Below are 14029 nucleotides of genomic sequence, written 5' to 3'. Positions count from 1 at the left end.
TACAACCGCTGGAGGGGAGGAGGTATCCTCCCCTCCAGCCTCAGGAGGAATTATGCCAAAGTTATACCTACTCGGAACTGGAATCCGGGGCCTACTACAGATCACGCAAGAAACACAGCAGGCTCTATCTATCTCCGACAAGATCTATGTATTACACTCGGACTTAGGTGTGATTAGGAATCTCGAAGAGACCTTCGATGCTGAAGTAGTCGACCTTGAGTATATCTATCGGGGCGTAAAGACACGTAACGATGCCTACAAGCAAATAGCGCAACTGATCGTCGGAGCAACATCGGAGGCGACGACGGTGTCGTTTGTCGTACATGGCCACCCGCTCTTCCTTGTGAGTGCCTCTGAGTATATTTACGGACTAGCCGAGAGGAAGTCAATCACCGTCCATGCTCTTCCCAGCGTGACGAGTCTCGATACTATAATGTGCGACCTCCAGTTGGATCTAGGTTACGCACTGCAGATTTACGATACTACGACATTACTGCGTAGAAATCATCAGCTTGATAACCGCGCAGAGGCCCTTTTTTTCCAGTTAACTTCTACGCTGAACCCAAACGTTATTGATCAACTCGGTTCGGACGATACTTTGGCGGAATTTAGGGAGTATCTCTTACGTTTCTATCCGCACGATCATCCAGTCAAGGTTGTCTATTCCGCAGCTACCGCATTTTCTGGTTCGATCGTCCAGGAACTTGAACTGAGTAAATTATCAGCACAATCCCTTAATCTCGTAGAAAGGCCAACTCTGTATGTTCCAGCTATCGAATGAGTTTTTCCGAGAAATCGATTCTTCGGAAATCATCCAGGCCAGAGCGGAGCTGTTTGAGAGAGGTTACACTAAGATTGAGAATTTTGTTTCACCTCATCTACTCGAAGCCGTTCAGTCCGAAATATTGCGGATACATCGTGAAACTCCATTATCGGCTCTGAGTGGATTCGCTTCTTGGACATCCTCTGGCGGGAGTTTTAACTCCGTGCATGGCTTAGATAAGTACTCCGATTTCTTTTTCGACCTTATCAGACTTCCACGTTTAATGAACCTTGCGGATCAACTGACGCAATCGAGAACTGTACCGTTCCTTTCCGAGTACTTCGACAAGCCTGAGCGAGCGTCAGAACCTACGCCTGAGCATCAGGATGCGGCATTCTACAAAGAACATTTTGAGGACGAGTTGGCACTGGCATTCTGGATTTCTTTAAATGGCGCACGCAAGCAAGACGGGGCCATTGAATACTCCGAGACAGCCGTAGAGCCATTCAATTATCTGCCTCACGGCGTGCTGGAAGATCATCCTAACTTTGGCCGCACGCTGCTTGAGCGCCATCCGGACTTCGCATGCCAAGAGGCCAACGCGGGCGATGTACTCATTCATCATTCATTTACAGTTCATCGCTCCGCTGCGAAGACCAGTGACTCCAGTCGTCGGGCACTTGCACTCAACTATCGTACGTCGCCCCGAGGTATATGAGCATGTCAGATGTTGCGATCAATATTGTATGCTTTGTCGGCCCATCGCTTAAAGTATCGCACCGGCCTTTTCATTCGGGTAGGACTCTTCTTGAGTACCGCCCGCCTGCACGACGCGGAGACTTGTTGGAGGCGGCAGAAGAAGCGGGTGCAATTATTCTCATCGATGGGCATATGGTGAATGCATATTCGCCGACGGTTCGCGAATGTATGGAGGTATTGGATGCGGACGTCGCCCTCTTCGGTGCCGCAAGTTTGGGTGCTATGCGTGCTGTCGAACTTCGTGACTTCGGAATGCATGGTGCTGGTTGGATATACCAGCGGATGTTGGAGGGTGAGTTAGAAAATGATGACGAATTTTTAAGCGTTATGGATCCGTCCAATTACCAACCCTTAACAGAGCCCTTAATCAACTACCGCAAAATTTTGCATGATATGAGGGAGTCGGCTGTTATTTGCGGAGAAGTCTATAACTCCATTATGGATCGGTTAGTCAAGATTCATTATACCCAGCGCACTTCTAGCGCCATATTTGACGTCCTTAATAGTTACGAGGCGCATATTGGGGATTCTGTCCAGAGTCGGCTGCTCCAACCAAACATAAAGACCATCGATGCGATGTCTGCGATTGAACTTGCGATGAGGGGTACTGTTGAATCAGCATGCTGACACGTTGCGGAAGTACGGTATTACGCGATTGGCTCGCATAGATGGAATCGATCGCATAGGTATACCGGTATATTCCGCGACCTGTCCCAACTACGATACTCCGATAACAGTGTTTAGCGGCAAGGGAGTCACCAAGAATATCGCGCGGATAACTGCGATTATGGAGGCAATCGAGCGAACAACCGCAGTTTGGAGTAATCGTTCCATCAAAGACGCGGAAATAGCTCGATACGAGTTTCCCCACACCGGCGAAAAATTTTGGCTCCCGACGCACTTCACCGAGTTGTCAGATCCTGAGATTGATCCGAAGGATATTCTCTGGACCACCGCGATAGATATCGATGGGAAGGAATATCATATACCGGCTCAGTTAGCGTATCCAGATGTACCTTCCGAGTTAGGCCCACGACCTTTCAGAACTGTTAGTTCAAATGGGTTGGCCGCTCACCCAAGCAAGTTGTTAGCTCGGGTGAATTCGCTCTTAGAGTTAGTAGAGCGTCATGTTGTTTCAAGCGTCGAACTTAGAAATTCACACATGGACTTTATCCGGCTACAAGGATTAGCGGAGCGGTTCGGGATAGATCCGCACCTCTCCGAGATCTTTATTGACCGCAATGACGATGTTGTCGGCATCAATCCCGATAGCCTTCCAACGACAGCTACTCAACTCTATTCCCAGTACGTAGCATCTGGCCTCCATCCAAGGATCTATCGCTTGGACAACGAATTCGATATTCCCGTTTATGCCGCGTCTCTTGTAGAGGAGATTAACCCATCGGAGTTTTTAGCATGCTGTGGCTACGGCGCGGCACTAGATGCGGCAGAGGCACTCGAGCGTTCTCTGCTAGAACTAGCACAAACTCGAGTGACTGACATGCATGGCAGTAGGGAGGACCGTGTGGAGCCCGAGAAGAGCAGACTCCAAGTCCAGCCACGTGGTCACTGGGCGCTGTCGGACGTACGTTTGAATAGCTTTTCACCCAATTCGAATATGTTACTCAAAACAGATCCGGCCTATCTTCAGGAGTTAGTTTCCCGTCTTGCGAGTAAAGGGTTCGTGCGTGTAGCTTGGCACGAATATCGAACCAAAGATGAAAACTACTGTGTACGTGCCATCGTACCTGGTCTGGAAACTTGGCATGTCCTTGCGGGTGAAGCGAATACACGATTGATGAGTGTGTCATCATGACGAATATTCTGTGGACCTACGATGATCGTCTTGATCAAGCTAGTCGCAATGCTCAGCTGCGCCCCATCACAGTCGAAGACCTACAAATCAGCCGAGCGCCCCGTTGGAAGGGTGAGGCTCTTAGACGTGCAGTCACCGAACATCGGCTTATCACGGAAATCTCCTGTCCCGCAGTACAAGCACTTTCGACCTATGGCTATATCGTGACAAGTCCAGGAGACATACTGATTCAACGATCCGAGTCATATAGTCGCTGGCGACAGTTCAACGAGCATAGCGCATCATTTTGTGATGCAACTGTTGGCGGCGACCAGTGTGATTTAACTGAATCCGGGTTCTACGCATCTTGGCTTACAAGTACAAATTATGTAAAAATCTTTACGGGCATACAAGTTCTATTCCCGACTTCGCACATGCTTTACCAAGGCCCAATCCCGAGTTTTCAGGGATCCTTGCCTTTCACCTGGCTTCCGATCGCATCTGGGATTGAGTTCGGGACTGGGGGACGTAATGAAGTTATCGACGGGGAGATCTATTGCAGGAGCCAACTTAATGTCATCGTCCATCTGCCGACTGAGCAGGCGGATACTATCAGAATTAAAAAAGGTGAACCAATCGGTTGGATTCATCTCGTACCGAAAAAAACTCGCGCGAAATTGATTTAAACTTAAGGAGTCCTGATGCAGTTACATCTTCCAAGTCAGATATCAAGATCTGGCGACGCGGAAGTTTTCCGCTACACGATCACTACCGATCTGACGGTCTTGGAGCTTCTTGAAGTTGCGTCAAAGACTCATCCTAATCTATTGAAGCTCACCCAACTTCAAAAGCCGGGATATCTTCATATCTTTGGAGAAAAGTCTCGCATGAATATCTCTCTGAATTATGATGACTCCTGTACCCCGTACACCGACGTTCGACTTGTTCTGGCGATTGCTGGTGGATAACCAGTGATTAACTTAGAGCGCTACGAGCCGCAGATCAGCCTTCCTAATTTTGGGATATCTGGGCAGAAGTACCTCTCACTAGCGAGGGTCGCTGTCGTGGGAGCCGGGGGATTGGGTAGCCCAGTTTTGTCCTACCTCTCCACCGCAGGTGTAGGACACCTTTCAATAATAGACTTTGATGTCGTCAAAGAGAGAAATTTACAACGCCAGTTTATCCATAAAGAATCTTCAATCGGTGAATCGAAAGCAATTTCTGCCGGACACTTTGTAAAATCGCGCAACTCAGAGATGAGCGTCGAGTCGATGGACTTAGAACTGAACCTAGCAAATTCCGTGGACATATTATCAGATCATGATCTGATTATTGATGCGTCGGACAATTTTGATACTCGCTATCTGATCTCTGACGCTGCAGGGCAACTCAGTGTTCCCTTCATCTCTGGTGCAGTTCACCGATACGAGGGCCATGTCTACGTGTGCTCACCGGCGCATGGCTTTGACTATAGATCAATATTTCCGGAACCGGTCCCTGATGACTTCCGTAATTCTTGCTCTGAATCTGGTGTTCTCGGACCCATCTGCGGAATAGTGGGGTCAATGATGACAAGCGAGGCGCTTAAGGTACTCACAAGGAAGAGGACGCCCCACTTTGGGTCAGTATTGAAGTTTGATTCGCTGTCGATGGAGTTGTCAACACTGCCAATTCTGCACGATTTGCCCGATTCTCTCCTGCTGCCAGAACAGGAATCCTTCCCTGATGATAATTCGGTTCATATTTTAAACAGGGATAACTATGTGGATTTCTTCCTCAACTGCACATCAGATCCTATTTTATTCTACATCGGTTCGAATACCGTAGATTTTTCACGAGTAGGATTTCCGGTGCATACGATCGACACGGACAGGAATCCTTTGGATGCCATCGCGAGCAAGTCCCCCAATCAAACGCATCCGCTAGCACTTCTTTGTGATTACGGCATGCGTTCTGAAATGTTCGCCTACGGTCTCGCACGATTGGGGTTTTCGAGGGTAGCTTCTTTCCAGTTGGGCCTCCAAACATTTCGAGAGATTTTCGATGGTTCCTGAACACTCATCCGACATATTAATCGAACGTTTGAAAGATTATTGGTCTCCCCAAGGTCGTACGTTGGCGGTCGGCGACCGGAGTGGCTTCGTTATTACAGCCGATACTTCTACTCGAAGGAACCTTTCGCGATTCAGTGAACTCTGCTATGAGGTGTCGGTTTCTAGTCCCGGGGAGGAGTCTCGGTGTATCGCCTCTGCGTCTCGTATAGATTTGCTCGCATATTCCTTACGTGCGATCGCGTTGTCACACAAAAGCCTTCAACAACTTGATCCTGAAAACCGCGTGGATTTGGCGGACTATTTCCCTGATCTTTTGTCGCCTTCTACAGAAGCTATACTCCAGTTTGTCCGAGAGTCTAGACGCTTTCCAACCTCACAATTGTTAGCACTTTTTAGTTTACGACATTCCGCTATCGATAATGAGAAATTGCGCTATTACTGCTGGAGCTACGTCAATCTCTATTTGCGTGTTGAGAGCAAGAATAGGCATATCGACCTGAGATCCTTAGGGTACGAACATTTGATTTTTTCGACGTTTGTCGAGATTTAGAGTTGGCACTTTTCACACCAATATAACTTGCGGGCCTGCATATCGGCGATAGAGACTGTGGTTCCACAGATCCTGCAGGGTTGTCCGTGCCGTTGGTAAACGTAAAACGAGCGATCGCGTGGAACCGCGTCAGGGTCGTCATCCGTGTTTTGACGGGTGACGGCCCTGCGCCCTCTGGCTCCCGGTTTGGTGGCGGCTTCAGCGAATGCGGCCGGGTCCATTCCCTTGTCCCGGTCTTCTGGCTGTGTGGTGACGATCGCTCCGGTCTTGACCCCGTACTCCATGAGGACAACGAGGTCATCCCACATCGCTTTGAGGGTTTCTTCGGGAACTAGGTTTCCCGGCTGGTAGGGGTCAACGTTGGCGCGAAAGAGGGCTTCGGCCCGGTAAATATTGCCCACACCAGCGATAACCGACTGGTTCATGAGTTGTTGCCCGACAGCAATCCGGCTACGCCGAACCTGATCGACAAACCGTTGTGGATCGGCATCGGCCCGCAACGGGTCCGGGCCGAGTTTGGCGGCGGCGCGGCGCATCTCCGGATAGTTCAGCACCTCGCACGCGGTTGGGCCGGTGAGGTCGGCTACCGCGTGCTGGCCAAGGATTCGTGTGCGCACCTGGCCGCGCGGTTCTGGGACGATCCAGTCACCGGTGGCGGCGGCTTGCCCCGGCGCGTTCTGCCCTGTGGCCGAGCCCGAAGAGTCGTCACCCGAGGAAGCCGGTGCAATCGCTTCCAGCACACGTTCCTGCTCCCCTATCCTCTTACGCGGCGCACCAATAGCGTGGGCCGTGCCAACGGAACCATCGGAAGCAAACGTCCACGATCCGTACAGCCCGAGGTGGACCCGCAACCAGTTCAGGTCCTCATCGAACACCTGCGACGGCACTGCCGAATCCGGGCCGAACCCAAGGAACATTTGCTTACCAAACGCCTCGGCTCGTAGGAGCGGGCGGCCGTTGAGCAGCGCTGCCCCATCGCTAAACCGGCCCTGCGGGCTCGTCACCTGAACGGCTTCACCGTGGAACAGTTCATCAAACGTGCGCGCAAGGCGGTGGACGGTGTGTCCTTCAGGCATGGTTCTTTTCTTGGACGTGCGAACTACTGGGCGGAGACTCAGCGCGTTTTAGCGCTCGTTCTCGTACTGCGCGAGCTGATCGATGCGGCGCTGGTGCCGCTCATTCTGCGAGAACGGTTCAGCCAAGTAGGCCTCAACGAACGATGCGGCTTCCTCGACAGTGTGCTGGCGCGCACCGATCGCGATTACGTTCGCGTCATTGTGCTGGCGGGCCAGCCTGGCCGTGTCCAGGTTCCAGGCAAGCGCTGAACGCACGCCCTTCACCTTGTTTGCGGCGATCTGCTCTCCGTTGCCGGAGCCACCGATCACGATTCCTAGGGAACCGGGTTCTGCGACAACGGCCTCGCCTGCCTCAAAGCAGAACGATGGGTAGTCATCTAGTGCGTCGTATTCGTGTGCGCCGTGGTCCACTACTTCGTGGCCCTTCTCGCTGAGGTAGGCAACCAAGTATGCCTTGAGGGAGTATCCGGCGTGGTCTGAAGCAATGTGTACTCGCATGCCACCATTGTGCCCTACCTCGCGCGCTTTGTGGGTATGGTGTTCACCGCTGAGCGAAAGCAGTCTCAACTCTGTCTTTGGTGCAATAGTGTGGGGATATGACGCAACCTTCACAGTCCGGCAAGTCCGGAATCGACACTTCTGTCTTCTCTTCTTCCGTCCGCCCGCAGGACGACCTGTTCCGTCACGTGAACGGCACTTGGCTCGACGAATACGTCATTCCCGATGACCGCGCATCCGATGGAGCGTTCCGCGCTCTGCACGATCAGGCGGAGGCGAATGTCAAGGAAATCATCTTGGAGTTGGCCGCTAAGCCCACCGAGGAACTTTCTGGGGTTGAGAGCCAAATTGGTGGCCTCTACGCAAGTTTCATGGACACCGACCGCATCAATGAACTTGGTGCGAGGCCACTGGACACTGACTTCAAGATCATTGATGGGCTCACCGACCCCTGTGCGCGCGCACGGGCGCTCGGCGAATTGCAGCGCACGGGAGCGCTTGGCGCATTCGGGTTCTACGTGGACAACGACGCGAAAGACCCCGAGAAATACGTGGTGTACGCCTACCAGAGCGGTTTGGGCCTCCCCGATGAGTCCTACTATCGCGAAGACAAGTACGCCGAGGTACGCGAAGCATACGTGAAACACGTTGCGCGCACCCTCGTGCTCGCGGGCCGTTCCACGCAGGATGATGCCACCGCCGCAGCCGAGCGGATTCTGGCGTTGGAAACCAAGTTGGCGGCACACCACTGGGACGTGGTGCGCGAGCGTGACGCTGAGTTGACCTACAACCCTATGACTTTCGACGAGTTGGCAGCTTCCGCTCCCGGGTTTGACTTCGCTGCGTGGCTGGCTGGAGTGAACGCCCCTGTCGGGTCGTTCGACACCCTAGTGGTGCGCGAACCTGACTTCTTCACTGGCTTCGCTGAGCTGTGGGCGTCAGTGGACCAGGCGGAATGGGACCTGTGGTTCACGTTCCACATCATTTCGGGCCGTGCAGCGTTGTTAACTGACGAGTTCGTTGAAGAGAACTTTGACTTCTACGGCCGCACTCTTTCCGGGGCTAAGGCTGTGCGTGAGCGTTGGAAGCGCGGCGTCTCGATGGTTGAGGGCTCCCTTGGTGAGGCCGTGGGTGAGGTGTACGTTTCGCGTTACTTCCCACCATCGCACAAAGAAAAGATGGACCGGCTCGTCGGCTACCTCATTGAGGCTTACCGCGAGTCGATCACGGCGCTTGACTGGATGGGTGAGGAAACCAAGGTCAAGGCGCTAGCTAAGCTTGAGGCTTTCACTACAAAGATCGGATACCCAGTCAAGTGGAAGGACTATTCAAACCTCACTATCGATCCGAAGGATTTGGCTGGTAACTCCCGCCGTTCATCCGCGGTCGAGACGCTGCGCGAACTCAAGAAGATCGGTAGGTCTATTGACCGCGACGAATGGTTCATGGCTCCACAAACGGTCAATGCCTATTGCAATTTCAATATGAATGAGATCGTGTTCCCGGCAGCGATACTGCAGCCGCCGTTCTTTGACCCAGACGCTGAGGACGCCGCGAACTTCGGCGGCATCGGCGCGGTCATCGGTCACGAGATCGGTCACGGATTCGATGACCAGGGTTCCAAGTACGACGGCGCTGGACGCCTCGAATCGTGGTGGACCGAGCAGGACCGCACCGAGTTTGAGAAGCGCACGGGTGCGTTGATCGCCCAGTACGATGCGTTGACCCCAAGCCAGTTGGACGAGGAGCACAAGGTTAACGGTGCGCTGACCATTGGTGAGAACATCGGTGACCTTGGCGGTTTGTCCATTGCACTCAAGGCGTACGCGCTCGCGCTCGGCGGAAGCCTCGATGACGCTCCCGTCATTGATGGTTTGTCCGGCGCACAGCGAGTCTTCTTCTCGTGGGCTCAGGTATGGCGAACCAAGATGCACGACGAATTGATGGTCACCCGCCTCGCCACTGACCCGCACTCCCCTGCCGAGTTCCGCTGCAACCAGATTGTGTCGAACGTCGATGAGTTTTACACCGCTTTCGACGTCCAACCAGGCGATGCGTTGTACCTCGCCCCTGAGGATCGTGTGCGTATCTGGTAGTACCTTTCCGTGAAGGAGTACCGCGCCGTGAGGTGAGTGTTTTCCTTGTGAGGCCATACAGCACTGTGGGGGCCAGTCCATATGGACTGGCCCCCACAGTGCTGACGACGCTGACTACGGAACAGTTAGAACTCGGTGATACCTGCTCGGGCGATATTGAACCCGCGACCAGTGTTTGCGTCCGTGCACTTCATACCGGTGCGCTCTGATACGCACGTGAAGTTATTTACCCCGTACTTCTCTCCGTATTCCAGGAATTTTGCCGAGGAGTCTGCTGCCCCTGGCAATGCTTCTTCAGGAACACACGGCCGGATAACTCCTGTCCCATTGAGTTGGGCAACGTATCCGATATAACCTTCACATCCTGCTACGTTGGGCTCAGGTGCGTTCTCTAGCGTGCCTATCCCACATTCAACGCCGAGAGCAGAAACCGTACAGCTGATGTTCCCGCTGGGGGACGCAAAGCTCTTCGCACCTGAGGCCTCGACGTCGATTTCTGCAGGTTCGTCACTCTCGGTGCTATCTTCGTCTTTCTCATCAGGGTTGTCCTGATCTTCTTGAGGTTCTGTTGTAGCGACCGCAGGAGGATCCTGCGAAGGCCCTCCCGCAAAAGTGTTCACTGCGAACACAACCGCAAGCACAATCAACAAAATATCGACGACAATGAGACCTCCAACAAGAGGTTTGAACCGTGTCGTCAGCCACGGGCTACCGGCCGTGGTCTGCTGTGAAGAGTTGTGTGTGTGAGACATACCATCCTGCTTATCGAGAGGTGAACTGTTCCACGCTACCGAGCATCGGGCTGCTTCTATGGACGAGTGGTGAGCAGTCCCCAGAATATGGGCATCAGAATTGTGGTCCTTGAGTACGAGTGCGCTTCAATTCAAAGAAACCTGGTGTCCCAGCGACGAGTACGCACCCGTCCCACAAACGCCCGGCATCTTCACCACGAGGCGCAGGAGTCACCACTGGGCCGAAAAATGCCACACCGTTCACCGCCACAACTGGGGTCCCAACGTCCTCACCAACAAGGGAAATCCCCTCGTTGTGCGAAGCGCGCAACGCGTCATCATGCGCCGTTGAGTGATAGGCCTCAATGAGGTCGCTATCCAGTCCAGCCTCTTCCAATGCTTCAGTTAAAACCTGCTGGCGATCGCTGCGGCCCCCAGGGTGATACCGAGTCCCTATCGCGTCATACAACGGCTTGATGACCTGCTCGCCGTGACGGGCGGCGGCAGCGATGATGACACGCACTCCACCCCACCCATCATCCATGAGGTCGCGGTAGTTTTGCGGCAAATCCCGGCCCTCGTTCAGGACCGACAAGCTCATGACATGCCATCGCACAGTGACATCACGGACCTTTTCCACTTCCATCATCCACCGTGATGTCATCCACGCCCACGGGCATAGTGGATCAAACCAAAAATCAGCAGTTGCAGTAGTTTCAGCAGAGCGTTGGTCTGTTTCACGGGTGTCGACCATAGCTGTACTCCTTTATCAGGCGGGTTCATGCCACGGGCATCGAGTGCCACTATGCCCGCGACATTCTTCTCAACGGTTCTACCGTACGTGAGGGTTCTGGTCGAGCGCTTGCACGAGCCGTGAAAGAATGATGAACGGTGCCCTGACCATGGGCCCATCATGCGCCGCAGGCCCACATGTCGCTGCGAGCGCTGTCACTGAGAAGCATGCGCAAGGTGTCCATCCAACGCCCCTTGGTTGCCCACTGACAACCCACCGGTGTGGCGTGCCCTGTGCGTCTACAAGTCAAGGAGTTTTACTTGCCCGGTCAAAACCTCACACGCGGTGAAGCACAAGAGCGCGCAGCGATTGTAAACGTCGACAGTTATGCGGTGCGCCTGGACCTGACAACCTCAGATGTCACGTTCCGTTCCACCACCACTGTGGTGTTCTCAGCAACACCAGGAGCAACAACATTTATCGACCTCATCGCTGAGTCGATCGAGTCCATTGAACTCAACGGTGTGGCACTCAACCCCGCCGACGTGTACGAGGACTCTCGCTTGCGGTTGGCCGATCTTGCAGAACACAACACTCTCACCGTTGATGCGCACTGCCTGTACATGAATACAGGTGAAGGCCTCCACCGGTTTGTTGACCCCGTTGATGGCGAGGTGTACCTGTACTCACAGTTTGAGGTCCCCGACTCTCGTCGCATGTTCACTGTTTTTGAGCAACCAGATCTCAAAGCGACATTCCAGTTCACGGTAACTGCACCGGAACGTTGGCACGTAGTGTCCAACCAGCCCACGCCTACCCCGGTCCCTGTTTCAGGTACAGATGGCAACGCCACGTGGGAGTTCCCTGCCACCCCGCGCATGTCTAGTTACATCACTGCCCTCGTTGCAGGACCCTACGTGGTGGAACGCTCGGAACTGACCTCAGCTGACGGTCGTGTCATTCCCCTTGGTGTGTTCAGCCGAGCATCGATGTCGCAGTACTTAGATGCTGACTACATCTTCGAAAAAACCCGCCAAGGCTTTGAATTCTTCGAAGCGCAGTTCGGAGTGCCCTACCCCTTCGAAAAGTACGACCAGCTCTTCGTGCCAGAGTTCAACGCTGGCGCCATGGAAAACGCTGGGTGTGTCACCTTCACCGAAACCTATGTGTTCCGCTCCAAGGTGACCGACGCCATCAAAGAACGTCGCGTCGTCACGATCCTGCACGAACTAGCGCACATGTGGTTCGGTGACCTAGTCACCATGAAGTGGTGGAACGACCTGTGGCTCAACGAGTCATTCGCCGAATGGGCCTCAACACTTGCCACCGCTGAAGCAACAGAGTGGCACGAAGCGTGGACCACCTTCAACGCCATGGAAAAGACCTGGGCATACCGGCAAGACCAACTGCCATCAACCCACCCCATTGTGGCCGCCATCAACGACCTCGAAGACGTCTACGTCAACTTCGACGGCATCACCTACGCCAAGGGCGGCTCAGTTCTCAAGCAACTCGTTGCCTGGGTTGGGCTTGAACAATTCATGGCCGGGGTATCCGCGTACTTCCGCAAACACGCGTGGGGAAACACTGAACTCAGTGACCTCCTCGTGGAGTTGGAACGTACCTCTGGGCGCGAGCTCACTTCATGGTCACAGTTGTGGCTCGAAACGGCGGGCGTCAACACACTCACCCCGATCATCGACACTGACAACGCCGGGGTCATTACCCGCTTCACCATCGTGCAGACCGCCACCGAAGAATACCCAACAATCCGGCCACACCGCATGGCTGTTGGATTCTACAACCACGACGACAACGGTGACCTCGTACGCACCCACCGTGTGGAGTTGGACGTCGACGGTGAACACACTGATGTCACCGACCTCGTTGGACAACAGCGCCCAGCTCTTGTCCTGCTCAACGACGACGACCTAGCGTACGCAAAGATCCGGTTCGATACCGAGTCTCTTCAGGTTGCGGCGGAGCAATTGTCCTCCATCACCAACCCGCTGGCGCGCTCCATCGTGTGGGGAGCCCTGTGGGACGCTACCCGTGACGGAGAGTTCCCAGCGTCAGACTACGTCGCCCTAGTCATCAACCACATTGGGTCAGAAACCGAATCAACCACCCTGCGCACCACCCTCGCGCAGTTGCTCACAACAGCCCGCATGTACGTCGCACCACAGCGCCGCGCATCGGCACTAGACCTCGTCTCAGGGGCCTTGTGGGAACTTGCACAAAATGCCCCAGCAGGCTCAGACGCACAGTTCCAGTTTGTGAAGTACTTTGCAGCCCTACCCACCAGCGAAGAGCACCAGCAAGTACTGAGCGGACTCTTCGACGGCAGTGTCACCTTAGAAGGTTTAGAGATCGACACTGACCTGAGGTGGGAGATCCTTGAAGGACTTGTTCTGCTGGGGGCAGCAGACAACACCGACATTGATCAGGCGCTCGCAGCTGACAACACAGCTTCCGGTGCTCAGGCAGCGGCACGGGCGCGCGCAGCGATTCCTACGGTTGAGGGTAAAACAGCAGCATTTGATTCATTGGTGGTCTCCGCTGATGCACCAAACGCGATTGCCCGCTCGACTGGACTTGGTTTTAACCACGTTACAGATGCCACGGTGCTAGAACCATTGGTTGCTCGCTACTTTGAAGCGCTCGCACCTTTGTGGTCGGAGCGTTCGTTCCACATGGCAAGTCAAATCATTACTGGGCTGTTCCCCACTTCCATTGCCTCACCCGAGCTTGCCTCGGCAGCACGTACATGGTTGGACGCTAACGCCGATGCTGCACCTGCGTTACGTCGCATCGTCGTGGAGTCGCTGGCAGATGTTGACCGGGCACTGACCGTGCAACAGGCTGACGTCTAACAGCTACCAGCAGGTGGCATCGTTACCCGTATGACACAATGCGGTGGCGCAGATCTTCACCGATCTGCGCCATCGTGCTGAGTGAACCGGTATCGTTGCGG

Annotated in this window: 13 protein-coding genes; 9 read left to right on the top strand and 4 right to left on the bottom strand. The window is 54.0% G+C overall.

The features are described from left to right. The first annotated feature begins 52 nt into the window (after positions 1-52). From G538_RS0106880 to G538_RS15545, 7 genes are all read left to right on the top strand, one after another. The gene (locus G538_RS0106880; protein WP_035833511.1) at positions 53-781 is read left to right on the top strand and encodes an SAM-dependent methyltransferase; all 729 of its coding nucleotides are present in this window, start codon (positions 53-55) and stop codon (positions 779-781) included. Further along, positions 762-1481, top strand: coding sequence for a phytanoyl-CoA dioxygenase family protein (locus G538_RS0106875; protein WP_029068735.1), 720 nt, complete (start codon positions 762-764; stop codon positions 1479-1481). The genes G538_RS0106880 and G538_RS0106875 overlap by 20 nt, the downstream gene beginning before the upstream one ends. Positions 1482-1483: 2 nt before the next feature. After that, on the top strand, positions 1484-2149 hold the full coding sequence (locus G538_RS17310; RefSeq protein WP_051196672.1) for a TfuA-like protein: 666 nt from the start codon (positions 1484-1486) through the stop codon (positions 2147-2149). 109 nt (positions 2150-2258) lie between these two features. Further along, positions 2259-3338, top strand: coding sequence for a YcaO-like family protein (locus G538_RS0106865; protein ID WP_169514106.1), 1080 nt, complete (start codon positions 2259-2261; stop codon positions 3336-3338). Continuing rightward, positions 3335-4003 (top strand): hypothetical protein, encoded by a 669-nt coding sequence (locus G538_RS0106860; RefSeq protein WP_029068733.1) that lies wholly within the window; start codon positions 3335-3337, stop codon positions 4001-4003. The genes G538_RS0106865 and G538_RS0106860 overlap by 4 nt, the downstream gene beginning before the upstream one ends. A 15-nt stretch (positions 4004-4018) precedes the next feature. Further along, positions 4019-4285, top strand: a complete 267-nt coding sequence (locus G538_RS0106855) for a ubiquitin family protein (protein WP_029068732.1) — start codon at positions 4019-4021, stop codon at positions 4283-4285. A 3-nt stretch (positions 4286-4288) separates the two neighbouring features. Then, the gene (locus tag G538_RS15545; RefSeq protein WP_051196670.1) at positions 4289-5371 is read left to right on the top strand and encodes a ThiF family adenylyltransferase; all 1083 of its coding nucleotides are present in this window, start codon (positions 4289-4291) and stop codon (positions 5369-5371) included. 546 nt (positions 5372-5917) lie between these two features. Here the strand turns inward: G538_RS15545 and G538_RS0106845 are convergent. Both G538_RS0106845 and G538_RS0106840 read right to left on the bottom strand, forming a co-directional pair. Continuing rightward, positions 5918-6997, bottom strand: a complete 1080-nt coding sequence (locus tag G538_RS0106845) for an Fpg/Nei family DNA glycosylase (RefSeq protein WP_029068731.1) — start codon at positions 6995-6997, stop codon at positions 5918-5920. Positions 6998-7045: 48 nt separating this feature from the next. Beyond that, positions 7046-7495: a ribose-5-phosphate isomerase gene (locus G538_RS0106840; protein ID WP_029068730.1), complete on the bottom strand. Its 450-nt coding sequence runs from the start codon at positions 7493-7495 to the stop codon at positions 7046-7048. 98 nt (positions 7496-7593) lie between these two features. Between G538_RS0106840 and G538_RS0106835 the strand changes: the two genes are divergently transcribed. Then, a complete protein-coding gene (locus tag G538_RS0106835) occupies positions 7594-9591 on the top strand; it encodes a M13 family metallopeptidase (RefSeq protein ID WP_029068729.1) in 1998 nt (665 codons plus the stop codon). A gap of 125 nt (positions 9592-9716) precedes the next feature. Here G538_RS0106835 and G538_RS17305 read toward each other — a convergent pair whose 3' ends face one another. After that, positions 9717-10343, bottom strand: coding sequence for a hypothetical protein (locus G538_RS17305; protein WP_051196668.1), 627 nt, complete (start codon positions 10341-10343; stop codon positions 9717-9719). A 94-nt stretch (positions 10344-10437) separates the two neighbouring features. Next, entirely contained in the window at positions 10438-11076 is a 639-nt protein-coding gene (locus tag G538_RS0106825; RefSeq protein ID WP_029068728.1) for a mycothiol-dependent nitroreductase Rv2466c family protein, read from the bottom strand. A gap of 299 nt (positions 11077-11375) precedes the next feature. On the opposite strand from G538_RS0106825, the gene pepN reads away from it, so the two are divergent. Next, entirely contained in the window at positions 11376-13928 is a 2553-nt protein-coding gene (gene pepN / locus G538_RS0106820; RefSeq protein WP_029068727.1) for an aminopeptidase N, read from the top strand. Positions 13929-14029 lie beyond the last annotated feature (101 nt).

This window comes from Jonesia quinghaiensis DSM 15701 (assembly GCF_000423205.1).
In the GTDB taxonomy this organism is placed as follows: Bacteria; Actinomycetota; Actinomycetes; order Actinomycetales; family Cellulomonadaceae; genus Jonesia; species Jonesia quinghaiensis.
The sequence above is the reverse complement of the archived record's forward strand: the minus strand, read 5'-3'. Positions and strand labels throughout refer to the sequence as shown.

What these genes read in the sequence shown, in the direction of transcription:
- G538_RS0106840 (WP_029068730.1), bottom strand. Translation starts at nt 7,495, where the DNA reads ATGCGAGTACACATTGCTTCAGACCACGCCGGATACTCCCTCAAGGCA.
- G538_RS0106835 (WP_029068729.1), top strand. Translation starts at nt 7,594, where the DNA reads ATGACGCAACCTTCACAGTCCGGCAAGTCCGGAATCGACACTTCTGTC.
- G538_RS0106845 (WP_029068731.1), bottom strand. Translation starts at nt 6,997, where the DNA reads ATGCCTGAAGGACACACCGTCCACCGCCTTGCGCGCACGTTTGATGAA.
- G538_RS0106880 (WP_035833511.1), top strand. Translation starts at nt 53, where the DNA reads ATGCCAAAGTTATACCTACTCGGAACTGGAATCCGGGGCCTACTACAG.
- G538_RS0106855 (WP_029068732.1), top strand. Translation starts at nt 4,019, where the DNA reads ATGCAGTTACATCTTCCAAGTCAGATATCAAGATCTGGCGACGCGGAA.
- G538_RS0106875 (WP_029068735.1), top strand. Translation starts at nt 762, where the DNA reads ATGTTCCAGCTATCGAATGAGTTTTTCCGAGAAATCGATTCTTCGGAA.
- G538_RS17310 (WP_051196672.1), top strand. Translation starts at nt 1,484, where the DNA reads ATGTCAGATGTTGCGATCAATATTGTATGCTTTGTCGGCCCATCGCTT.
- G538_RS17305 (WP_051196668.1), bottom strand. Translation starts at nt 10,343, where the DNA reads ATGTCTCACACACACAACTCTTCACAGCAGACCACGGCCGGTAGCCCG.
- G538_RS0106860 (WP_029068733.1), top strand. Translation starts at nt 3,335, where the DNA reads ATGACGAATATTCTGTGGACCTACGATGATCGTCTTGATCAAGCTAGT.
- G538_RS0106825 (WP_029068728.1), bottom strand. Translation starts at nt 11,076, where the DNA reads ATGGTCGACACCCGTGAAACAGACCAACGCTCTGCTGAAACTACTGCA.